This window comes from Planctomycetia bacterium, assembly GCA_015075745.1.
Taxonomy (GTDB): Bacteria; Planctomycetota; Phycisphaerae; order UBA1845; family UTPLA1; genus UTPLA1.
Window position 1 is genome coordinate 2,255,303 of sequence record JABTTW010000001.1, and the last position, 22,998, is coordinate 2,278,300.

Annotated in this window: 22 protein-coding genes; 13 read left to right on the forward strand and 9 right to left on the reverse strand. The window is 59.9% G+C overall.

Annotated features, from left to right (window positions below; all coding sequences use genetic code 11):
• Positions 1-102: 102 nt before the first annotated feature.
• The 13 genes from HS101_08880 to iscX all read left to right on the forward strand — a co-directional run bounded on the left by HS101_08880 (position 103) and on the right by iscX (position 12,303).
• A complete protein-coding gene (locus HS101_08880; protein ID MBE7506384.1) occupies positions 103-2,154 on the forward strand; it encodes a (Fe-S)-binding protein in 2,052 nt (683 codons plus the stop codon).
• Positions 2,155-2,337: 183 nt separating this feature from the next.
• Positions 2,338-2,709, forward strand: a complete 372-nt coding sequence (locus HS101_08885; GenBank protein ID MBE7506385.1) for a transposase — start codon at positions 2,338-2,340, stop codon at positions 2,707-2,709.
• Positions 2,706-3,287: an IS630 family transposase gene (locus HS101_08890; GenBank protein ID MBE7506386.1), complete on the forward strand. Its 582-nt coding sequence runs from the start codon at positions 2,706-2,708 to the stop codon at positions 3,285-3,287. Before HS101_08885 ends, HS101_08890 begins: the two co-directional genes overlap by 4 nt.
• A gap of 328 nt (positions 3,288-3,615) precedes the next feature.
• Positions 3,616-4,350 (forward strand): B12-binding domain-containing protein, encoded by a 735-nt coding sequence (locus tag HS101_08895; protein ID MBE7506387.1) that lies wholly within the window; start codon positions 3,616-3,618, stop codon positions 4,348-4,350.
• Positions 4,351-4,880: 530 nt separating this feature from the next.
• Entirely contained in the window at positions 4,881-6,152 is a 1,272-nt protein-coding gene (locus HS101_08900) for a hypothetical protein (GenBank protein ID MBE7506388.1), read from the forward strand.
• A gap of 178 nt (positions 6,153-6,330) precedes the next feature.
• On the forward strand, positions 6,331-6,813 hold the full coding sequence (locus tag HS101_08905; GenBank protein MBE7506389.1) for an Rrf2 family transcriptional regulator: 483 nt from the start codon (positions 6,331-6,333) through the stop codon (positions 6,811-6,813).
• Positions 6,810-8,024, forward strand: coding sequence for an IscS subfamily cysteine desulfurase (locus HS101_08910; protein MBE7506390.1), 1,215 nt, complete (start codon positions 6,810-6,812; stop codon positions 8,022-8,024). Before HS101_08905 ends, HS101_08910 begins: the two co-directional genes overlap by 4 nt.
• Before the next feature lie 79 nt (positions 8,025-8,103).
• A complete protein-coding gene (gene iscU / locus HS101_08915; protein MBE7506391.1) occupies positions 8,104-8,514 on the forward strand; it encodes a Fe-S cluster assembly scaffold IscU in 411 nt (136 codons plus the stop codon).
• Positions 8,515-8,600: 86 nt separating this feature from the next.
• The gene (locus HS101_08920) at positions 8,601-8,933 is read left to right on the forward strand and encodes an iron-sulfur cluster assembly accessory protein (protein ID MBE7506392.1); all 333 of its coding nucleotides are present in this window, start codon (positions 8,601-8,603) and stop codon (positions 8,931-8,933) included.
• A gap of 138 nt (positions 8,934-9,071) precedes the next feature.
• Positions 9,072-9,689: a Fe-S protein assembly co-chaperone HscB gene (hscB, locus tag HS101_08925; protein MBE7506393.1), complete on the forward strand. Its 618-nt coding sequence runs from the start codon at positions 9,072-9,074 to the stop codon at positions 9,687-9,689.
• On the forward strand, positions 9,686-11,629 hold the full coding sequence (locus HS101_08930) for an Hsp70 family protein (GenBank protein MBE7506394.1): 1,944 nt from the start codon (positions 9,686-9,688) through the stop codon (positions 11,627-11,629). The genes hscB and HS101_08930 overlap by 4 nt, the downstream gene beginning before the upstream one ends.
• Positions 11,630-11,632: 3 nt before the next feature.
• Positions 11,633-12,079: a 2Fe-2S iron-sulfur cluster binding domain-containing protein gene (locus HS101_08935; protein ID MBE7506395.1), complete on the forward strand. Its 447-nt coding sequence runs from the start codon at positions 11,633-11,635 to the stop codon at positions 12,077-12,079.
• A 2-nt stretch (positions 12,080-12,081) separates the two neighbouring features.
• The gene (gene iscX, locus HS101_08940; GenBank protein MBE7506396.1) at positions 12,082-12,303 is read left to right on the forward strand and encodes a Fe-S cluster assembly protein IscX; all 222 of its coding nucleotides are present in this window, start codon (positions 12,082-12,084) and stop codon (positions 12,301-12,303) included.
• Positions 12,304-12,348: 45 nt separating this feature from the next.
• On the opposite strand, the gene HS101_08945 is transcribed toward iscX, so the two are convergent.
• The 9 genes from HS101_08945 to gyrA form a co-directional block, all read right to left on the reverse strand.
• Complete coding sequence (locus tag HS101_08945; GenBank protein MBE7506397.1) at positions 12,349-12,876, reverse strand: hypothetical protein; 528 nt, start codon at positions 12,874-12,876, stop codon at positions 12,349-12,351.
• A gap of 5 nt (positions 12,877-12,881) precedes the next feature.
• Positions 12,882-14,576 (reverse strand): Rne/Rng family ribonuclease, encoded by a 1,695-nt coding sequence (locus tag HS101_08950; protein ID MBE7506398.1) that lies wholly within the window; start codon positions 14,574-14,576, stop codon positions 12,882-12,884.
• 811 nt (positions 14,577-15,387) lie between these two features.
• On the reverse strand, positions 15,388-16,023 hold the full coding sequence (locus tag HS101_08955) for a DUF2344 domain-containing protein (GenBank protein ID MBE7506399.1): 636 nt from the start codon (positions 16,021-16,023) through the stop codon (positions 15,388-15,390).
• Between the two features lie 160 nt (positions 16,024-16,183).
• On the reverse strand, positions 16,184-17,923 hold the full coding sequence (ptsP, locus tag HS101_08960) for a phosphoenolpyruvate--protein phosphotransferase (GenBank protein MBE7506400.1): 1,740 nt from the start codon (positions 17,921-17,923) through the stop codon (positions 16,184-16,186).
• 58 nt (positions 17,924-17,981) lie between these two features.
• On the reverse strand, positions 17,982-18,272 hold the full coding sequence (locus HS101_08965) for an HPr family phosphocarrier protein (protein ID MBE7506401.1): 291 nt from the start codon (positions 18,270-18,272) through the stop codon (positions 17,982-17,984).
• A 202-nt stretch (positions 18,273-18,474) separates the two neighbouring features.
• Entirely contained in the window at positions 18,475-18,948 is a 474-nt protein-coding gene (locus tag HS101_08970; protein ID MBE7506402.1) for a PTS sugar transporter subunit IIA, read from the reverse strand.
• A gap of 48 nt (positions 18,949-18,996) precedes the next feature.
• Complete coding sequence (gene raiA, locus HS101_08975) at positions 18,997-19,314, reverse strand: ribosome-associated translation inhibitor RaiA (protein MBE7506403.1); 318 nt, start codon at positions 19,312-19,314, stop codon at positions 18,997-18,999.
• 146 nt (positions 19,315-19,460) lie between these two features.
• Positions 19,461-20,267, reverse strand: coding sequence for a ComF family protein (locus tag HS101_08980; GenBank protein ID MBE7506404.1), 807 nt, complete (start codon positions 20,265-20,267; stop codon positions 19,461-19,463).
• 24 nt (positions 20,268-20,291) lie between these two features.
• Complete coding sequence (gene gyrA, locus HS101_08985) at positions 20,292-22,934, reverse strand: DNA gyrase subunit A (protein ID MBE7506405.1); 2,643 nt, start codon at positions 22,932-22,934, stop codon at positions 20,292-20,294.
• Between the last annotated feature and the right edge of the window lie 64 nt (positions 22,935-22,998).

Sequence of the window (22,998 nt, forward strand, 5' to 3'; positions counted from 1 at the left end):
GTTCAAAGATCAGCCGGCTGAACGCATGCGGGAGATGCACTTCTGTTCTTGTCGTCTGTTAATCGCCGTGCTCCTGATGAACTCCATTCTTAGAGGCGATTTATGAACCCAACGGTCATGACGCTGCTCCTCGTCGGAGCCTGGGGGCTTTTTGGCTGGCAGATGCTCCGTCGCTGGCGATTGATGACGCTCGGCCCGGGCGAGAATCGCTTCGACCAGATCGGCGAGCGCGTCAAACGCACCTGGCAATACGCCTTCGCCCAGAAGCGCATGCGTCGCTACTGGTGGGCGGGCATTGCCCATCAGGTCATCTTCACCGGCTTCGTCGTGCTGCTGCTGCGGACGCTTGTTTTGTGGGGCCGCGGCTACAGTGAAGGTTTCGATCTCTGGGTGCTCGGGACGGATCAACCGCTCGGCAAAGTCTATTCGGTTCTCAAGGACTTCTTTGCCGTGTTGGTCATCGCGGGTACGCTGGTCTTCTTCTATTACCGGCTCGTCACCAAACCCGCCCGTCTCTCAAAGGGCTTCGAGGGCATTCTCATCCTGATCATCATCGCCGTGATGATGCTGGCTGATATCACTTATGACGGCGCGAACATCGTGCAACATGCCAGGGCCGAAGGCGCAGCGGTTGTATTTCAGGCCGTTGAGCCCGCCGGTTCGGTCGCGGCGTTCGCCTTAAGCGGCGCCAGCGATAATGCGCTCAATGTCTTTCGCCACATCGGATTCTGGACGCATGGCACGTTGGTGCTGCTGTTCCTGAATCTACTTCCCATTTCCAAGCACTTCCACGTCGTTACCGGCATTCCCAATGTCTTCTTTCAAAGCCTCGCCCCGCGCGGCCGGTTGCCGAACGTGCCTGACATCGAGGGCATGTTGGAACGCGAGGAAACGCTGGGCCTCAAGCGCATCGAGCAGTTGCCATGGAAGGCGGTCATGGACCTGTACACCTGCACCGAGTGCGGGCGGTGTACCGATCATTGCCCGGCGAACATCACCGGCAAGCTGCTTTCACCGAAGCAGCTCACGCTCGATCTGCGCGATTATCTGTACAAGAACGAAAAGGCTCTTGTGGGGGCCAAGGGTAAGGCGCAGCCCGACACGGACGGCGGAAATGGCTCGCTGGTCGATCTCGTGCCCGATGTCATCAAGCCGGAAGTTCTTTGGGCCTGCACCACCTGCGGCGCGTGCGAAACGGAGTGCCCGGTGTTTATTACGTATGTCGACAAGATCGTCGACATGCGCCGCAACCTGGTGATGGAAAAGTCCGAGTTTCCGGCCGAACTTCAAAACGCCTTCCGGGGCATGGAGACGAATTCCAACCCGTGGAGCTTCCCGGCATCTGACCGCGCCGCGTGGACCGAAGGCCTCGATGTGCCGCGCATGGCGGAGAAGCCCGACGCCGATGTGCTCTTCTGGGTCGGCTGCTCGGCATCGTTTGACGACCGTGCTCGTCGCATTGCCAGGGCGATGGCACAACTACTGACGACCGCCGGCGTCAATTACGCCATTCTCGCCGAGGAGGAGTGCTGCACCGGCGACCCGGCCCGCCGCGCGGGCAACGAGTTTCTCTTCCAGATGATGGCCCAGACCAATGCCGAGACTCTCAACAACTACAAGCCCAAGACGATCGTCACCACGTGCCCGCACTGTTTCAACACGCTGGCCAACGAGTACCCCGATTTCGGCGCGAAGTTCAAGGTTGTGCACCATTCGGAGTTTCTCTCGCAGCTCGTCGCCGAGGGCAAGCTCAAGCCGAAGAACCGAATCGATGCAAAGGTTGCTTATCACGACTCATGCTATCTTGGCCGCTACAACGAGATTTACGAGCCACCGCGCGAGACACTCCGCGCCATTCCCGGCCTGACTGTGCTGGAGCCGACGGCAACGCGCGATCGCGGCATGTGCTGCGGGGCGGGCGGCGCGCAGATGTTCAAGGAAGAGGAGCGCGCCCGCGAAGGCGTGATCGGCGAGCGAGTCAATGAGAAGCGGACCGATCAACTCCTGGAGACGCAGCCGGACATGGTCGCGTCGAGCTGCCCGTTCTGTCAGCGCATGCTCATCGACGGATTGGCCAGCCGTGGACGTGATTCCGTGAAGGAATTGGACATCGCGGAGCTGCTTTGGCAATCGGTCGGAGAGGCCGTCGCCTGATTTCCTGCCGTCTCGCCCCGTTCAAGTCAGCCTTTTCCTGTTTCACCCCCGCCTGAATATCGCCCGGGTGTCCAAGGCCCAGGCCACAACCTCCTGCCAATAAATTACTTAGAGCGGATTGCGCGTTCCTCTAGCGCCATAGTGCACTAGGGGTTAGGCTCATTGCCAAAGGAGTACTTTGGCATGGAAGCCTATTCGATGGATTTGCGCAGGCGGGTGCTGGCAGCGTGCGATGCCGGGCACGGGACTACTCCGGTTGCAAAGTCGTTCGATGTGTCGCCAGCCTGGGTTCGACGACTCAAGCAGCGGCGTCGCGAGTTGGGGACGATCGCGCCGCTTCCGCATCGCACGGGACCGATCCCCCGACTAAATGAATCTCGGAAAGAGCGACTCCGCAAGCTGGTGGAGGCGCAACCTGATGCGACGTTGGCGGAACTCCGCGACCGGCTGGGCCTGAAGATCACCCTGGGACATCTCTGCCGCTCGCTCCGCAAGATGAAGCTGTCGCTAAAAAAAAGTCGCTCTTCGCGGATGAGCAGAACCGCCCGGATGTGAGAATTCAGCGTGAACACTGGCGTCGGCAATTAGGAGGCCTCGATCCCGATCGCCTTGTATTCATTGACGAAAGTTCAGCGAAGACCAATCTGACGCGCCTGCGCGGCCGAGCGCTGCGCGGTCAGCGGGTCAAAGCCCACGCCCCTTATGGACGATGGCAAACCACGACCATGCTCTGCGGATTGCGCCTTCGCGGCGCCATTGCCCCGATGATCTTGTCCGGTGCCATCGACAGCGCCTCATTCACCGAATACGTCCGCCAGGTTCTGGCTCCGGCCCTGCAGCCCGGCGACATTGTGGTCATGGACAATCTGGCATCTCATCAGGCCGTCGGTGCACACGAAGCCATCGCTGCCGTCGGCGCGCACGTGGCATTCCTGCCCCCGTACTCGCCCGACTTCAACCCGATCGAGATGATGTGGTCAAAGGCCAAACAGATTCTGCGCACCGCGGCCGCCAGAAACTTTGAGGAACTATGCACCGGAATGGCAAAGGCCATCGCCGCGATCAGCCCCTCAGATGCATTGGGCTACTTCACGCACTGCGGAGTCGCTACAGAAAAGCGCAAAACGCTCTAGGAGGCACATAGTCCGCAGCTGGGCCGAAACGGCAGGCGAAGGGGCCGAAAATGCGTACCCGTTAAAGTTTTTTGGAAGGGCCAGCCGATTGCTTCTTTACGCATGTATCCTAACTTACCCAAACTATCTATTACGCCCACTGTGAACAGCAGCGAATAGCTGAGCAGAACCATATCGGACGCTTGTCGTCGAGGGTAGCAAATCGGCTCCATTGGATGTGGAGATTGCCCCAAACGGGCGAAACGGAAAAACGCGGACGTGCTCGCCGGAGGCGGGGCGTCGGGTCACGAGAGGCCCGGGCACGCAAATCAAAAACGGAGACGCTCGCATGTCGATGTCGAACCTTCTAAATCAGTATCTGGATCCCCTCCTTCGCGGCAAACGGCACGACTGCCGGGAAATCGTGAAAAGCGCCCTTCGAGACGGTATCGAACCGCGCAAGCTCTATCAGGACCTCATCTGGCCGGCGATGGAACACGTCAATCAGATGTATCGCGATGACCGCATCAACATGGCCGCCGAACACATGGCGACGCGGATCAACAGAACCGTGGCGGATCACCTTCAGTCGCGCCTGGATCGCAAACCCGATCTCGGTCGCTGCATCCTCATTGCCTGCGCGGCGGATGAGCCGGAAGAGCTCAGCGCACAGATGTGTGCCGATCTGTTCGAAGCTGACGGATGGCAGGTATTCTTCCTGGGCGGGGGCGTGCCTGAAGACGAAGTGACGACGCTGGCCGGCCAGATTCAGCCGGACATTCTCTTGATCTTTGGCAGTCGGCCGACCGACGCGCCAGGCGTTCGGGCCCTGATTGACACGGTGCGCGAGATCAATGCGTGCCCGAAGATGAACATCATGGTATCGGGCGGCGTCTTCAATCGTGCCGCCGGTCTCTGGAAGGAAGTAAAGGCGGACCTTTTTGCGGAGACCGCGGGCGAAGCGCTGGAGCTGGCGCGTGCGGCCGAACCGCGTACGCCGGAAATTCGCGTGTTAGGCGCACCGAAGAAGCGCCGTCGTCGCCGCCGGCCGCCGCTTCTGGTGCAGACTGAGGGCGAGTGCTAAGTCAGTCTGATTGCATGGACCTATTTTGAGCCGGTCGGAGACCGGTACGAAGACCTGTTCGAGAGGACCGCCACCTTGGGCACTCTCGAACAATAGACCGCGAGCAACCCGTCGATCGGGACAAGATCGGCGGGTTGCTCTATTTCGCACAGCACGCTTTATGGCCGTGTCAACCCTGGGAATGTGTCAATCATCCGGCCCTGAAGGAAGCACTAGAGATCACTCTTCGAGCGTAACACAGAGCTCAGCAAGCATCCGCAAAGACCAAATCCGAACCTATTTGGCCATACCCTGATAAGAATTGGGGGCGTACTTCGCTACTTGGTTGATCGCAATTGAACGGCCACGCGAAAATGGATACGATCGTTTGATCGTCTACCATCGTGGCCGACCAGATTCGCGGAACGCTTCGTCCCACTGATCAACCGGCCAACTGATGCGCCCGAGCCGCAGACAATAAGGGGCCTCGGCGGATCCATGCGCCAAAAAAAGCCACCGGGCCACCTCACTTACTCAGAGGAAGTCCTACTATGCGTTCAGTTCGAGCCTTTTCTTCAAGCATCCTCCTGTTTCTAACAGTCGCTCCATCCGCGCAGGCCACGTTTCACCTGATGCAGATTGAACAGGTGATCGGCGGCGTAGACGGCGACACGACCGCTCAGGCGATCCAGCTTCGCATGCGCTCGGCAAACCAGGGGAGCGTTTCCGAGGCAAGCCTGGTGGTGCGGGACGAAAACGGCGCCAACCCCGTGGTGCTCATCGATTTCCTGACCAATGTCTTGTTTGAAGCAGGCGGCGACCGCGTTCTCATATGCACGGACAATTTTCGCGCGCTGTGTCGTCCGAACGCCGTGAGCGACTTCACCATGACCGCCATTCCGGCGAGCTACCTCGACGCCGGCACTCTGACCTTCGAGGAGAAATCCACGGGAAATGTTGTCTGGCGACTGAGTTGGGGCGGTGCAAACTACATGGGCCCGACAACAGGTACGGATGACAACGACGCCAACAGTGACTTCGGCGTATTCGGGGGCGATCTTCCCAGCACGACTTTACAGGCCCTTCGGTTTGGCGGGGCGTTTAGCGCGCTCAGTACAAACAATGCCACGGACTATGCCTTGACCGGCACTGCCGCCGACTTCACGAACAATCGCGGTTGCCTATTCACGGTGAATGCCGCGGGCCCCTGCACCGGCGGTGACGTGGACAACGACATGCTGATGGACGACTGTGATGCCTGCATAGATTCCGATCATGACGGTCTGGGCGATCCCGGTTTTCCAGATAATTGCTGTGACCTGGACGGTTGCCCGATGGACCCGGACAAGGGGACGCCTGGGGCGTGCGGTTGCGGAGTGCCGGATACCGACGATGACGGCGATGGCGTACCCAATTGCATTGATGCATGCCCGGGGACTCCCGCAGGCGAGGCGCGCGATGCAGTCGGGTGCGGCTGCTCGCAGCAATCCGCCGACGATGACGGGGATGGAACCAGGAATTGCGAAGACGCCTGCCCAGCCGATCCCGCCAAGACCTCCACAGGCCAATGCGGCTGCGGTGTCGCGGATACGGACTCGGACAATGACGGAACCCCTGATTGCAATGACGGCTGTCCCAGCGATCCGAACAAGATCGCGCCCGGCACGGCGGGCTGCGGCGCGGTCGATCCGATTGGAGGTGGTCAATCGAATCCGACGGCCAATTGCGGCGCCATGGGTGGCGCGGCGGGGGCATGTGGTTCCGGCGTGATGATGGCTGCACCTATACTGCTGCTGGCGATTCGTCGGCGTGGGCGCTCATGAGAGGCAAGCAGCAGTCCCCAACTGATAGCCATAACATGCGTATTGACAAGTGTTTGCGCTAATAGAGCGGCGTGGCGCGATCACTGGTCGATAATGATCTTGAAATAGGACCAATAAGGTACTATATTCATGCGCATCGGGTTGGGTGTCGCAGTCCCGATCTAACGGTTGAACTCAAATGTTTGCGCTGACCAAAAAGACGGACTACGCCATCATCGCCTTGTCGGAAATGGCGCGAAGGCCCGGCGAAATCGTCAATGCACGCGAGATCGCCGAGAGATTCAGCGTGCCCGCGGCGCTGTTGGTTAAAGTGTTGAAGTCGCTCGCTCATGGGGAACTCATTCGATCGAATCGAGGCGTCAAAGGCGGATATGCCCTCGCGTTGCCCGCCCATCGCATTAGCTTGGCGTCTATCATTTCAATCATCGAAGGTCCGGCAAAGTTTGTACAATGTGCAACAGACCCTGAACCGGGCGAGTCTCCCTGCGAGCTGGCGAAGAGCTGTCCAGTGACACGTCCGATGCGGAAGATTCACGAACGACTAACCGAGCTACTGGAACAAGTAACGCTCGCGGAGTTGGCATTCGACAACGGCAACACGATACATCCCGTGGCCGTATCGGTCGAGGGCCATGCCTTGAGCCTGGAGCAAGTACAATGAAACTGCCTATCTACATGGATTACAACGCGACAACGCCGGTTGATCCGCGCGTACTGGATGCGATGCTGCCGTATTTCCAGGACAAGTTCGGGAATTCCGCCAGCCGGAACCACGAATTTGGCTGGGTCGCCGAGGAAGCGGTCGAGAAGGCGCGCGATCAGGTCGGCGCCGCGATCGGGGCATCGGGAAAGGAAATCATCTGGACCAGCGGTGCGACCGAGTCGAACAACATCGCCATCAAAGGCGTGGCGGGTATGTACCGCGATAAGGGCAACCACATCATCAGCCAGGTGATCGAGCACAAGGCGGTGATCGATCCCTGCAAGTACCTGGAGCAGAACGGATACGACGTCACCTTCCTCCCGGTGGACAAGCACGGCATGGTGCACCCGGAACAGGTGCGCGAGGCCATGACGGATAAGACGATCCTCGTCTCCATCATGCACGGCAACAACGAAATCGGGACCATCAACCCGATCAAAGATATCGGCGCGGTCTGCAAGGATCGGGAAGTCATTTTCCACGTTGACGCCTGTCAGACCTTCGCCAAGCAGCCCATCGACGTGGAAGAAATGGGTATCGACCTGCTCTCCGCGTCGGGGCACAAGATCTACGGCCCCAAGGGCATGGGCGCACTCTATGTTCGCCGCAAGCGACCGCGCGTGCGATGCGAGCCCATCGTCCATGGTGGAGGACACGAGCGTGGCATGCGCAGCGGCACGCTGAATGTGCCGGGTATCGTGGGCATGGGAAGGGCCGCCGAGCTTTGCGTGGAGTTGCGGGTGGATGAATTGCCCCGCGTCGCTTCGTTGCGCAACCGCCTGAAGGACGGCCTGTTTGCACGGCTTCCGGAAATTTTCCTCAATGGTCATCCGACCGAGCGAATTCCGAATAACCTGAATATCAGCTTCCTGTACGTCGAAGGCGAGTCACTTATGATGGGGTTCAGCGACATCGCCGTTTCGAGTGGATCGGCCTGCACCAGCGCCTCACTGGAGCCGAGTTACGTCCTCAAGGCCCTGGGCCTGGGCGACGATCTGGCCCACAGCTCCATCCGATTCTCGATCGGCCGGTTCACGACGGAGCAGGAGATCGACTACACGATCGAGCGCGTTTGTGTCGCGGTCGAGAAGCTGCGTGAGATGAGCCCGCTCTTTGAGATGGCACAGGAAGGCATTGACCTGAGCAAGGTGCAGTGGGCGGCACATTAGCCAGCCCTGAAGATTTAGAATTGATCCGGGGGCATGAGTCAGCATAGAAGGTTGCCTGAGCAACCAGGAGAAATTAGTCATGGCATATAGTTCAAAAGTCGTCGATCACTACGAGCATCCGCGAAATGTCGGATCGCTGGACAAGAGCGACGCCCATGTTGGGACCGGCATTGTCGGCGCACCTGAGTGCGGCGACGTGATGAAGCTGCAGATCAAGTGCGACGAGAAAGGCCGCATCGTGGACGCAAAGTTCAAGACCTTCGGCTGTGGCTCGGCGATCGCTTCCAGCTCGCTGGCGACGGAGTGGGTCAAGGGCAAGACCGTCGACGAGGCCCTGCAGATCAAGAACACCGAAATCGTGAAAGAGCTTTCGCTGCCGCCGGTCAAGATTCATTGCAGCGTCCTGGCGGAGGATGCCATCCGCGCGGCAATCAATGACTACAAACAGAAGCAGGGCGCCGCAACACAGGTTGCCTCCAGCGCCCACTAGGAATCGTTGGGACGAATCAGAACTTTGCAGGCTTGCCCGATCGGCGTTGGCGCTGGTCGGCAGTTGATTGAAGGAGATAATGGTCCATGGCAGTTGAACTTACAGAACGAGCCGCATCGGAAGTAAAGACGATCATCGAGCAGCAGAGCCTCGACCCGGCGAAGACCTACCTTCGCGTCGGAGTCAAAGGCGGCGGCTGCAGCGGTTTCTCCTACACGCTCGACCTCACCGAACACGTCTCGGAGAGCGACGAGCAATGGGACATCCACGGGATCAAGGTAGTTTGCGATTCGAAGAGCAACATCTACCTGACCGGAACCGCCGTTGATTTCAAGGACGAAGTCATGGGCCGCGGATTCGTCTTTAACAATCCGAATGCGTCCCATACCTGCGGCTGCGGAAGCAGCTTCAGCGCGTAATGAAGTGATCCGAGAGAGAGGATGAGTCGCCCGCGGCGATTGTGCCGCGGCGCGAACCACGGCCCGCCTGGAGGAATCCGCTGGCACGACGGCGGGCGCCGGCGGGCCGCGGCATTGAGAGATTTCGTACGCATCGACATGACGACACGATCTCAGTCCGCCGTACCAACGAAATGCCTGACCTGCGAAATGCTGGCACAGGCGCCGCTGGCATGCACCGATTGCCACCAACTACTGAATCACGTTCAGGGCGCAGACTATTTTGAGCTCTTCGGAGTGCCGCGACAATTCGATCTGGACGCGGCCGAACTCAACCGACGGTACCTCGCCATCAGCAGCAACATCCATCCCGACAAATTCGCCACCGCCGGCAACGAAATGCAGTCGTTTGCCCTCCGCGCTTCCGCGGCGATCAACAAGGCATTCAACGTGCTGGCTAGCCCACGGCAGCGGGCGGAGTATTTGCTGGAGACAGCGGGCGGTAAATCGGCCGCAGACGACAAGCGCGTCCCGCCCGACCTTTTGACCAGCGTCATGGCGCTCCGCGAAGAGATCGACGAGGCAAAGAGCGATGGTGACACCGCCGCACTGGATAGATTGCGGGCGACCATTTCGCGACGCCGGGACGAGGCGGACCGAAAAATCGCCGAGTTATCCGCCGAGTTGACGGGTTCGTCGGACGAATCAAAAGAAGAGCTTCGGATGCATTTGAATGCCGCCAAGTACATCGACAATTTGTTGGCTCAATTGGCATGACGACAGACGACATCATTCTTGGCATCGACCTCGGCACGACTTTCAGCCTCGTGGCCTTTGCCGATGCTCGCGGTCCACAGGTGATCCGCGATGCAAACGGCGACGGCCGATTGCCCTCGGTGCTCAGCTTTTCACCGGACGGCAAGGTGACGATCGGTTGGGATGCCCGCCGACATGCCGTTGAAAACCCACGGCATACCGTCTACTCGGTGAAGCGATTGATGGGGCTGGGCATCGACGACTTGCAAAAAGACCTTCCCTATCTGGCCTATCACGTTGTGGCCGGAGAACGCGAGACGATCAAGATCGACCTCGATGGAGAGTTGCTGAGTCCGCAGGAGATCTCCGCCCTCATCCTTCGTGAACTCAAGCAACGGGCCGAGCGACACTTTGGCCGCCCTATCCTGCGCGCGGTCGTCACCGTTCCGGCGTATTTCGACGACTCTCAACGGCAGGCCACGCGCGACGCCGGACGGCTGGCGGGCCTCGACGTTGTGCGAATCGTGAATGAACCGACAGCCGCAGCGCTGGCCTATGGCATCGGGTTGCGTTCGCTGCCGTCCGAAAAGCCGCGCAAGACGAACCTGCCGATCGGCGACAAGTCAAAATGCACCGGCGAGACAGAGGCCGGCTCAAATGAGTCGGGCTCGCGCGGCTCCACGGTCGCCGTGTACGATTTGGGCGGTGGGACGTTCGACGTGAGCATCCTGCGGCTCACCGGAGATATCCTCGAAGTCATTTCGACACATGGCGACACCCATCTGGGCGGCGACGATTTCGACCGGCAGATTGTGATGCTCGTCCAGCGTGAAGTCGCCGAAAAGTACAAAGTCGAAATCGACTCACCGGCCACGCGTCAGGCCTTGCGAACATTCGCCGAAGAAGTAAAGAATCGCCTGAGCGTCCAGGAGTCGGCCGCCATCGAACTCGACCTGGGCCAGGGGAGACTCTATCAGCGAACCATCACGCGGGATGAGTTTGAATCGCTCGCCTCCGGACTTGTCGACCGGACACTGGAAAGCTGCAGGAAGGCGCTTGCGGACGCGAAGCTCGAATCAACCCAACTCGATCAGATCGTCCTTGTGGGGGGCGCCACACGGATTCCGCTCGTCCGTCGCAAAGTGGGCCAGTTCTTCAACAGGGAGCCTTACACCGCGCTCAATCCCGACGAGGTAGTGGCCCTGGGCGCTGCCGTGCAGGGGCAGATTCTCGCCGGCAAACGGACCGACGCCCTGCTTCTCGATGTCACCCCGTTGTCCCTTGGTATCGAGACCATGGGCGGCGCGATGGGCAAGCTCATCATGCGAAACACGCGCATCCCCTGCCAGGCGACGGAGAAGTTCACGACCTTCGTCGATGGCCAGACCAGCGTGAAGATCAACGTTCTGCAGGGCGAGCGCGAGTTGGCATCGGATTGCCGCAGCCTGGCGACGTTCGACCTGACCGGAATCCCTCCGATGCCGGCGGGAATCCCCAAGCTCGAAGTGCAGTTTCTCATCGACGCCAACGGCATTCTCATCGTCACGGCCCGGGAACAGCGAAGCGGCAAAGAGTCGTCGATACAGGTCATCCCTGCCCATGGCCTGACACAGAGCGAGGTTTGCAGAATCGAGCAGGAGTCGGTTCGATTCGCGCGGGAGGACATGCAGGCCCATCGGCTGATTGACCTGCGTAATCAGGTCGAGTTTGACATTCACAAGACCGAGCAAATGCTCGCGGCATACGGATCGGCCTTGCCGGCGGAGGAGCGCACAGCCCTGGTCGAAGGCATTCGCGTCTTGCGCGCCCTGGCTGCCAGGACCGACGACGCCGAAAAGCTGCATCAGGCCCTGGACGCCTTCGGCAAGCAGACCCTGAGCCTGGCGAACATCGCCCTCCGCGAATCACTGCGCGACATCGATCAAGTAGACAACCAAGAAGCAACGACATCACGGAGCTAAGACATGGGCGGCCAGAATCCATATATCAAAGATACGGACGCAAAGACCGTCCAGAAGTATACCCTGACGATTATCGACGAACAGGGCACCGAGCATGTTCTGGAGATTGACCCGGCGAAGATTCCTTTCGAGGATCATGGGCTTCCCGGCAGCATTCTCGATATCTGCATGGGCCATCACATCGAGCTGGATCATGCCTGCGGCGGCGTTTGCGCATGCAGCACCTGTCACGTTCACGTGCTCGAAGGTCTCGACAGTTGCAATGAGACCACGGAGGACGAGGACGACGAACTTGAAGAGGCGTATGACCTCAAGCCCAACAGTCGCCTGGGTTGCCAGTGCGTCCCGAGCGGCACGAAGAACGTTAAGGTGAGAATTCCGAGCTGGAATCGAAACCTCGCCCGCGAACCGCACGGCGCTGAAGGCATGACGACGAAAAGGGATGAGTAACGATGCCGCGCAAACTGACCTGGCTGGATTCCGAGGACATCGGCATCCTCCTTCACGAGAAGATGCCCACGACGGACCCCCTGACCGCACGGTTCACCGACCTGCGTGAATGGGTGATCGCCCTGCCGGATTTCGGAGATGACCCCCATGCCTCGAACGAGGCCAAGCTGGAGGCCATCCAAATGGCATGGCTGGAAGAATTCCGCGAAGCAAATGAAGAGTAAGCGCGACATCGCGCCAACGCTTCGCTGAATCAGCGGAGTTCCTGTCTACTTTTGCGGGGTTGCGGGCGCCGAAGTTGATTCAGACGGCTTCGCTTCGGCCTTGGCGCGCTTTAACCATTCCAAGAACTGCTCTGGAGCCGGAACGGGATTGACATAAATCGGCGTGCCGACGCGCTTCCCCTGCGGAGTGGCCATCACGCATACCTGGGGCCGCTGCACGCCGAATCGCTTGCAGAACTCGGGAAAAAGGCCGAATTCCACCTCGACATTCACCGTGCCGGTAAGCTCGCTCTTGACCGCGCTGTTGTCGAACACTTCCAGGCGCATATTGCGGTGCTGACTGGAGTCCCAGACTTTGAAGTAAAGCAGGAGCGGCTTACCTGTCTGGGCTGCCTGTCGCTCGCCAAACTCCGGGTCGATGTACCAGACCGGACCGCACCCGACGCATGCGTATAGGAAGAGCGGCGCAAAGTTTGAAAGGACTCTTGTCATTCGACGGCGAAGCCCGTGCGGCCTTAATTTCGCTTTGGCGACCATCGCATTGCGAGGTCCATCGAAAGTCGATTCATCCATGATGATTATGCAGATCCTCCTGACGGTGCGGACGCGCCCGAACCACCTCTGCCGCGACGGCGACGGCCACCGCGTCGACCGCGGTTCTGCCCTTGGCGCTCCACGGCCGAAGCCGGCTTTGATGTTGCGGCCGGACGTCCGGTGTTGGCCGCCTCACTGGAAGACCCCGATCCATTTCTGGCAATGGCGGCCAATGGGACATCACGACCTCGCCGGTCGGTACATGATATCCTGACGTCATCGACTGCCAATGCGGAATCCGCGTGGATGCGAATCAGCTGGCCGTGCTCGCGCTCGATATCCGTCAACTGGTGCCGCTTGCGATTTAGCAGATCGTTCGCCACGGCCGTCGCCACGACCACATCCACGCTGGACACGTCCTCCATCTGGCTCGCCAGACGAATCGACCGCATGACATCGAGCGACACGCTGTCCGGCGCCTTGACGCGGCCACTGCCCGTGCAGCGCGGGCACTCGTGGTACATATTCTTCGCAAAGGACGGCCGCTGACGCTGTCGCGTCATCTCCAGGATTCCGAATCGCGAGATGCGCAAGAGCTTGGCGCGTTCTTTGTGTTTCCTCAGAGCCTCGGTCAGTTTCATCTCGATTTGCCGACGATGGCGCTCCTGAAGCATGTCGATGAAATCGCAAATGATCAGGCCGCCGAGGTCGCGCAGTCGCAATTGCCGGGCAATTTCATCGGCCGCCTCCAGGTTCACCCGGAACGCGGTCTCTTCCGCGTTCTCGGGCACACGGAATCGACCGGAATTCACGTCGATGGCGACAAGGGCCTCCGTTTGCTCGATGACCAGGGACCCGCCGCATTGCAGCGGCACCGTCTTGGAATAGAGCTTGTCAATCTCGGTCTCGATTCCGTAGCGATGGAACAACGGCTCAGGCTCGGAATACAGCGTAACCATGTCCTGAGTCCGGGGACTGGCAATTCGCAGAAACTCGCGGACTCGCTGAGCGACCGTCTCGTCGTCGATGATGATCTTATGGAGGCTCGCGTCATAGACGTCGCGAACCGTGCGGATCACCAGATCGGACTCTGTATAGAGTGTCGCCGGGGCAGGCTCCTTCTTGATGCGCAGCTGGACCTTTTCCCATAACCGCGACAAGTAGTTCAAATCGCGCTGAAGATCTCGCTTGTTTCTCCCGATGCCCGCCGTGCGAACGATGAACCCCATGTCCTTCGGCAGCGAAAGCTGATTAAGGGCCTCTCGCAGCGTCCGTCGTTGCTCCTCGTCTTCGATCTTGCGCGAAACGCCGAGCTGCTCCATGTTCGGCATCATCACAAGGAACCGGCCCGGTAGCGAAATATAGGTGGACAGCGTCGGCCCCTTCGTTCCCACGCCTTCCTTGATGACCTGCACGAGAACTTCCTGGCCGCGCTTGAGGCATGCCTGGATCGGCGGACGGTGGCGTCGCGGCGTCTTGCGCCCGACTAATTCCAATTCGCCCTCGTTGCCCGGAAAGTAGTTGGGATGCAGATCGCTGATGTGCAGAAAGCCATGCGCCGGCCGGCCGAAGTCCACGAAGGCCGCCTGAATTGAGGGCTCGACGTTGGTCACCTTGCCCTTGTAGATGTTTCCGACATTTGAGATCGAAGCGGCGCGCTCGATGTAGAGTTCGTCAAGTCGCCCGTCGTTAAGCAGCGCGATCCTGACTTCATCAGGATCGGATACGTTGATGAGCATTTCGCGACGCGTCGAATCCGACGGATCAACAGCGACGTCATCGCCGTCCAGCAGAATATCGTCCTCTTCGCGATCGTCTGCCGGCACTAATTCGCGCTGCGGCGCGGGCTCGGACTTGACGGTCGCAGGCTGTCGAGATCGCGGTGACTCCTCGTCTCGTGGAGGCGACTCTGACTCCGCTGAGCGGGCAGCGTCTCGGCCGCGCCCCGATCCGCGACGCCTTCGAGGCCGCCGACCCGAACGGGCGTCACGCTCCTCTTCAACGGGCTTGGCAGCGGCGGCCTCGGAATCGCCCGATATCGTGATCGGGCCCGCTTCCTCCTGGCCGCTTGTCGTTTCACCGTTGGTGTCACGCTCGCTATTTCTGTCGCTCAAGTCCGCATTATCTTCAATATGAGTGACGGCGGGATTGGATGACGGGTACTCCTCAACGACGATGGTGCGCGACTGTTCTCCTTCGGGGAGCAAGTCAACCACGGCGACGGCCGGAGCCGCGTGTGGTTCGTAAAGTCGTTCTTCGACCTCGAAGATACCGGCGTCGAAGCCGGACTCGGCGCTCGGCGCCGCGGCCCTGGCAGCCTTTGACGGCCCAGGGTCAGCCACGGTGACTGCGGACTCCACCTTCTCGATTTTCTTGTCGTGAGGCGGACTCGCAGACTTGGTCGCCGCCTTGGCCCGGGATTTGGCCGCGGCCGGTTTCTTGGCGGACGTCGATGCGCCCGTCTTCTTTTTAGCCTTTGATGTTTGTCGTATGTTTTTCAAAACTGGCGTCTCCGGGAGGGATCCCGAAGGATTGCGGTGCCCGGCGCGATCACGGTTCGTATTTAACCGATTCGCGCGTCAGCCGGTGCAAGTGCAAGCAACTTGGCAGGCCGAGCAGGTCGAGAATCTCACCCACTCGGGATGTCCCGGTGCCCGTCACAATCTGTGTCCAGCGAAGCATGCCGCCGCTCACGTCGATCGACCGTATGTACGGTCGGATGTCGACCTTCTTGGCCGGATTCCTGCTGTCGGCGGCGTGCCGCTCGACGATCATTGAATCCGAGGCCAGGAAAGACCGCGCACGGGCGAGAACTGTCTCGCATGCGTCGTCGGTCATGGGCATGGTGTAGGTAGCTTCGCAGGGAAGGCGTCGGTCAGAATCTTCGACAGGCTCGGCATCAAGCAGGGCCAGGCCCCGCGGCATATGCGGAGAGAGTCGAGATAAGGCCGTCGATGGCTCCGTGGGCTCGGTCAGCGTGATCACCAGAAGTTCGTCGCGGGATGCTACTCCCACCGGCCGCGGCAATGCGATGCTTAATTTCGGGCGCTGATTGAACCCCTCGGAATACCGCAGGGGAAAGTCGGCCCGAATCATCGCTCGCTCAAAGAGCCGCAACGAATCGTGGTGCGAGATGAACCGAAGGTCACCTTCGACAGAATACCGAATCGCCAAACGATTGCGCAATCCGTTAGCGATCCCTCACAAATACAGTGGTTCCCAAAGGCCCAGGCGTCACACGACGCCGGCGTCGGGAATCGAAATCATTTCACTCGCGTGTCAAGCAAGTGGCGGAAATGCAGCCAAAACCGTCGATCTCTGCATTTCCGCCAATTGCCGGGGCGAACTAAAGGTCTCCCCAGACCTTTCGAGTCTCGACTCTAAGGTAGTTTAGCACCTCACGCTCGCTTTCAAAGGACAAAACTCGTCGCTTCACCCTCTCCGCATCGGCCATCGTAATGCATCGAATAATGTTCTTCACGACAGGAATGTGGCCGGCAGCCATCGAAAGCGTGCGTAACCCCAGTCCCAGCAATAAGATAGTAAACAGCGGGTCGCCCGCCATTTCCCCGCAAATGCTCACCTTTGCGTTAAATCGACTACCGTCGCGCACCACGCCGCGAATCAGGCGAATGATCGAGGGATCGGCCGGGGTGTATAGCTGAGCGACACGCTCGTTGCCGCGATCGACGGCGAGCGTGTACTGAATCAGGTCATTCGTGCCGATGCTGAGAAAATCGGTTTCCCGGGCCAACTCGCGGGCACAGATCGCCGCCGCCGGCGTCTCCACCATGACACCTACCGGCAAGGGACGCGTGAACTCATATCCGCTCTCTTCTAACTCTTCCTTCACGAGATTAAGGACAAACTTCGCCTGGCGAAGCTCCATGATGCGGGAGATCAACGGAAACATGACCCGCACATCGCCCAGAAGGCTGGCACGCGCGATGGCGCGCAATTGCGCGCGAAACATCGTGAGATGCTGCAAGCTGTATCGAATTGAACGCAGTCCCAGAAACGGATTCTTCTCCGGCTCCCAGGCGCCGCCGGTATGACACTTATCCCCGCCGAGGTCCATCGTGCGAATCACGAGGGGGCGACATCCCACCGCATCGATTGCCGACTTGTAAACCTGATACTGCGTTTCCTCGTCGGGCACCGGTCCGTCATGAAGAAACAGGAACTCCGTTCGGAAGAGCCCGATGCCCGTGGCCCCCTGCTCGAGGCAGACCGCAACTTCAGAGGGAAACTCGATGTTGCCGAGCAGCTCGATCGTGTGTCCATCGAGCGTTTGGGCCGGCAGACCGCGCAGCTCGCCGAGCGTCGCCTTGACCTCGAGAAGGTGGGCCGCCTGCGTGTCGTATTCCGCACGCTGGGACGAGTCAGGATTGATGACGACGACGCCGTGCAATCCGTCCACGACAAGCGTATCTCCGCTCGACACATGAGCGGTGATATCCTCAAGTCCGACAACGGCGGGCAGCCCGAGGCCGGCAGCGAGGATCGCCGTGTGCGACGTGGACCCTCCGGCATCGGTGGCAAAACCGAGCACTTTCTTGGTCTTTTCGAGCATCACCACCTGTGAAGGGGTGAGATCGTGGGCGACGACGATGACCGGCGATTCCAGCGCCGACAACTCTTGCCGCGCTTCACCGCCGACGTGATGCAGCAGACGTCTCTCGATGTCGAGCACATCCTTGCCGCGCTCCTGCAGGAACGGGCTCGCCATCTCCTGAAACCGTCTTCGATATTTCCGCATGAAGACGCTGATCGCGTAGGAGGCGCTGTATCGGCGCGATTCGACCTGCTGCGAGATTTCTTTGCGAGGTTTCTGGTCGTTCAACCAGCGCTCGTGAAATCCGAAGATGTCCGCCAGGTCATTCCCGGCACGCTTGGACAACTCCTGTCGCTCGTTGGCGATTTCCTCGGCGGCTGCGGTGAAGGCCCGATTGACCAGATCCAGTTCGCGCGGAATCTGCTCCGCTGAAACGGTCCGGCGAGGCACGCGCGTTTCGGCAGTGTCGAGAACCAGCGCATCCGCCACGACGACTCCGGCGGATACGCCAATGCCACGCTTTAGCGCCATGTCGCCTCCGGAAAAACGACGCGCGCATCACGGCCCCGTTGTATGAACCCTGCAAATATCATTCTTCGCCGAATTTTGAATTGACGAGATCGGCCAGGGCCTGCACGGCCTCCCTGGCGTCCGGACCCTGAGCGCAAATTCCGAAGACCGTTCCCTTTACACCTTCCAGAAGCATCATTTCCATCGGACTCTTGCCATCGACCGATCTCCCATCGGAGCGCTTGAGCACCCGAATCGAACTCTGGAAAGTCGAAGCCAGATCGACAAAACGCATGACCGGCCGGGCATGCAAGCCCTGTGCGTTCGAGATCGTGACCTCGATCTCCGCCTGTCCATTTGCTTCCGTCATGCCATTCGTCCATGTGTCTAATCAACCGGTTTCCAGACCGGACGACGCGCGAGGTTGAGAGCTTGTGATGCCATTCAAACTGGGCAAATGATCAACTCTTTACCGCGACACGGCCCCGTCGCCTGTTAACGCGCCATCGAAACAGCAACGCCCCATCGAACCAACGAACAAACTCCGAGGCCCGCGACGTATGCCGTGCGCGTCAACCCGCGGGCATCTCATCGGCCTCTTTGATCAACTCCCAAATAGCACTCGCGGTCTCCGCCTGCCGGAGAAATCTCCTGAAGTTGTCCCGCTGCAAATGCCTGAAGATGCTCTCCATGGCCTGAAGGTGGCCGTCAGGATTATCCGGGGGCGAAAGCAATACCACGACCGTGTAAACCGGGGCGCGATCCAGCGCGGAGAAATCGAGGCCCGCCGGAATTCGCCCGATCGTGGACATGATCTTGGGCACCAGCGCGTGCTTGACGTGGGGTACGGCGACACCCTTGCCGAAGCCGGTGCTGCCCTGGTTTTCTCGCTGAATCACCGCCTTGGCGATCGTCTCCGCGCTTTGAGCAGACACGCCGGACGCATCGCAGACGCTCTTGACCAGTTCACGAATCACACCGTTTCGATCGGTGGCCTGCAATTCAGGCACGATCGCACCTTGCACGACAAAGTCCGTGAGCTTCATGGTCTTGATTCCTCGTGGTACATGCGGAACGGGGCTGCCTGGCAGCCGCTATTCTATGCGGTCCGCTTCAGGATGCTTATGGTTGCGGTGCTTTTCCTTGTGTCGCGTCAACTGACGCTCCAATTCCCGTGCGGTTGTGTCGAATGCGGCGAACGCATCTTCGTGTATTTCCTTGGCGACAAACGTGGCATGATGATCGGCTCGCGCAATGATCTCGCATTTCAGCTTCGACGCCTCGGCGGCGAACACCACTTCAACAGTCTGAACACGATCGTAGTAGCGCTCAAATTTCGAGGCCTTCTCTTCCACGTACTCGCGGAGCGACGCAGGAATCTCCGTATGTAGGCCGGATACTGTAATCTGCATGTAAGTTACCCCACGATAAGGAATTCCCTACGAAATCGATCATGGCGCTCGCGGGCGAATCCCCGACGTGCCTCAAGACTCGCCTCACAGCATAAAACAAGATGCAGCATATATTTATGGCACACAAATCGCAGACGACTCGAAGTCTAGGCGTTCCCTTCCTGCCGGTCAACCCCGGCGCTCGGGCTCATCACTACAGGTTCGCCCTGTCCTGCCCTTGCCAAAACCGCTGCAGAGACGCTCGCGGCGCCCGCCGACTTGAGCGCCTTGGCCGCTTCGCGGAGTGTGGCGCCGGTGGTCATTACGTCATCCACCAGACAGATGTGCCGGCCGGCGATGCGCGATCCTCGCCCGATCATCATGGCATCCTCAATCTCCTTCGCTCTCTGAGCCGCCGTGACGCCCGACCGCTCGTGAAACGGCCGTACTTCCTTGCGCATGACAAGGAGCGCCTCGACGACTCCGCCAAAATGCGCAACCGCCGAGCGCGCCAACAATGCCGTCGGCTGATAGCCCAGTTGCCACTTTCGCGTCCAGTGCGATGGGATAGGCGTCCAGCAATCAATCGCCGGCGGACTCATCGCCCCCTGAATCGACTTGGCCAGCAACGAACCCAGAAAATGATCCATCGTGAACGATCGCTTGAATCGGAGGATCAACGCCTTCAGCGGCCCGGCATACGTTCCGACTCGAACGAACGAGTGAAATCGCCCCCGGGTAAGCCCGGTAACGCATCGTGTGCATCGTGCATCATGCAGAAGATACGCCCCCCTGCTCTCTCCACAGTGCCGGCAATAGGGTACGTCAATGACCGCGGTAAGCTCCGCGGCGCATGCGGCGCACAGGTCACGCTCGTCAAGCCCGATGGAATGATCGCAGGCAGCGCACACCCGGGGAAGCACGAGGTCTCCAATTGCAGCCGCCGCCCGGGAAAGACTCGCAAGCGCTGTCACGCTTCAACCCTCGTTGGAACCAGCCTATTCCGGATTCTGCCCCGGCGCGTCGTCATCGCCTCCGGTCGGCAACTCTCCGCCGGCATCCGAAGGCTGTTCTGCAACGTCTCGCGCGGCAGCGGATGCATCTTCGTCGGCCTCCTCCGACGCGATGCGCGCCACCGACACCACCTTGTCGCCCTCGTCCGGCTTCATCAGCTTGACGCCCTGTGTGGCGCGGCCGATCTCGCGAAGCTGGGAGACCTCGGTGCGAAGCATGATCCCCTGAGCGGATATGAGCATGAGTTCATCGGCATCGGTCACAGCGCGAAGCGCCACAACGTCGCCGTTCCGCTCATTCGCCCGGATATTGATGACGCCGCTTCCTCCGCGCTTCTGAAGTCGATAGGCGTCGATGTCGGTTCGCTTGCCGAATCCGTTCTCGCAGACCGTCAACAGGCTCATCTCGGGGCGGATCACGGCCATATCGACAACTTCGTCGTCTCGATCGAGGCTGATGCCGCGCACGCCGCCCGCCGCGCGACCCATCGCCCGCACGTCGGTGTGCATGAAGCGAATCGACATGCCCTTGCGTGTTCCAAGCACCACCTGGTCGTCCTCGCCCACGAGTTGCACACGGATCAACGAGTCCGCCGGATCGAGACCGATGGCGATAATCCCGCTCGGTCGAGGTCGGGAGAAAGCGCCCAGCGCGGTCTTCTTGACCGTGCCTTGTGCCGTGGCGAAGAGGACGAATTTCTCCTCGAACTGCGATACCGGAAGAACGGCGGTCACCGTCTCGCTGTCCTGAAGCCTGAGCAGGTTGGCGATCGATCGCCCGCGCGCGGTCCGGGCCATCTCCGGGATGTCATAGACCTTCAGCCAATAAACGCGCCCGCGCGTCGTAAAGAAGAGCAGGTAGTTATGCGTGCTGGCGACGAAGACATGCTCAAGGAAATCGCCTTCCTTGGTGTCGCTCGCCCGAATGCCGCGGCCGCCGCGACCCTGGCTGCGGTATGTGTCCGTGCTGACGCGCTTAATGTAGCCTTGGTGAGAAATCGTCACGATGACCGGAAGGTCTTCGATCAATTCCTCCATGCAGAACTCGCCGACGGCGGCGGTGATCTCTGTGCGTCGCGGATCCGCGTACTTCGCCTTCATCTCGTGAATGTCTTCGCGAAGAATATCCAATACCCGCGCAGGCTCCGCGAGGATCGCCGCGTAACCGTCGATTTCGGCGACGAGTCCGACGTATTCCTTTGCCAGCTTTTCCACCTCGAGGCCTGTCAACCTTTGCAGTTGCATCGAGAGGATCGCCTGGGCCTGGACGCCGGTCAGGAACTGATCAGCGGCCCCCGCCTTCCTGGCGAACTGCTGAGGCAGCAGCTTGTAGAGCGCTGCCGAATCCGCGAGCCGAAGCGGTCGCGCCATGAGGCTCTGTTTCGCGGCATCGGGATTTGCCGACTTGCGGATCAGTTGAATGATGGCGTCGATGTCACCCACCGCGAGGATCAGGCCCTCAAGAATATGGGCCCGTTGCCGCGCCTTGCGAAGCAGAAAGCGCGTTCTCCGCGTCACGATGTCCTTGCGGTGATCGAGGTAATACTCCATCAACTGCTTGATGGACAACGTCTGGGGCTGCTTGCCGACCAGCGCGATATTCGTGACCGCGAAATTCGTCTGAAGCGGCGTGTACTGGTAGAGCTTATTAAGCACCACGTCGCCGCTCACCCCCGACTTGCATTCGACAACCAGCCGAATGGCGTGCTTGCGGTCGGACTCGTCCCGCACGTCGGAGACTTCCGGCAGACGGCCGTCCTTGACGCACTGGGCGATTTTCTCGGTGATCGTGTTCTTCAGGATGTTGAACGGAATCTCATCAACGACGATGCGCGTTCGATCGCCTTTCATCTCCTCAAAGTGCGTCTTGGCACGCAATGTCATCGAGCCGCGCCCGCGCGTATAGGCATCGATAATGCCCTGACGACCGCAGATCATCGCCCCGGTGGGGAAGTCCGGTCCCGGAACGTGCTTCATCAATTCCTGAATGGATATCGCGGGATTCTCGATGAGCGCGATGAGCCCATCGCAAATCTCGCCGAGGTTGTGCGGCGGCATGCTCGTCGCCATGCCGACGGCGATGCCCATGCTGCCGTTAACAAGGAGATTCGGAAACTTCGACGGAAGCACCACCGGCTCGGTCGTCGTTTCGTCATAGTTGGGAACGAAGTCGGTGGTCTCCTTGTCGATGTCCTCCAGCATCTCCATGGTCGGCGATGCCATGCGCGCTTCCGTATACCGCATGGCGGCCGGCGGATCGCCGTCGATTGAGCCGAAGTTACCCTGACCGTCGATCAATGGGTACCGCATGGCAAACGGCTGCGCCATACGCACCAGCGTGGGATAGACCACGGCCTCGCCGTGCGGGTGATAATTGCCGGAAGTGTCGCCCGAGATCTTGGCGCATTTTCGATGGGCCGTGCGCGGCCCCAGCTTCAGGTCGTGCATCGCCACCAGAATGCGCCGCTGCGAGGGCTTAAGACCGTCGCGGACATCAGGAAGAGCGCGCGCCACGATGACGCTCATCGCGTAGCGCAAATAGGAATCCTGCATCTCCTCGACAATCGGCAGGTTTCGCGATGGATTAGGCAATGCGGCCGGCGGATCAGGCTGGTTTTGGTCGGTCATCCGTTTCTTCGACTCCGTCAGGATTACCGGGCAAAAATCATGCCGCCCGGACAGGGGGAATTGT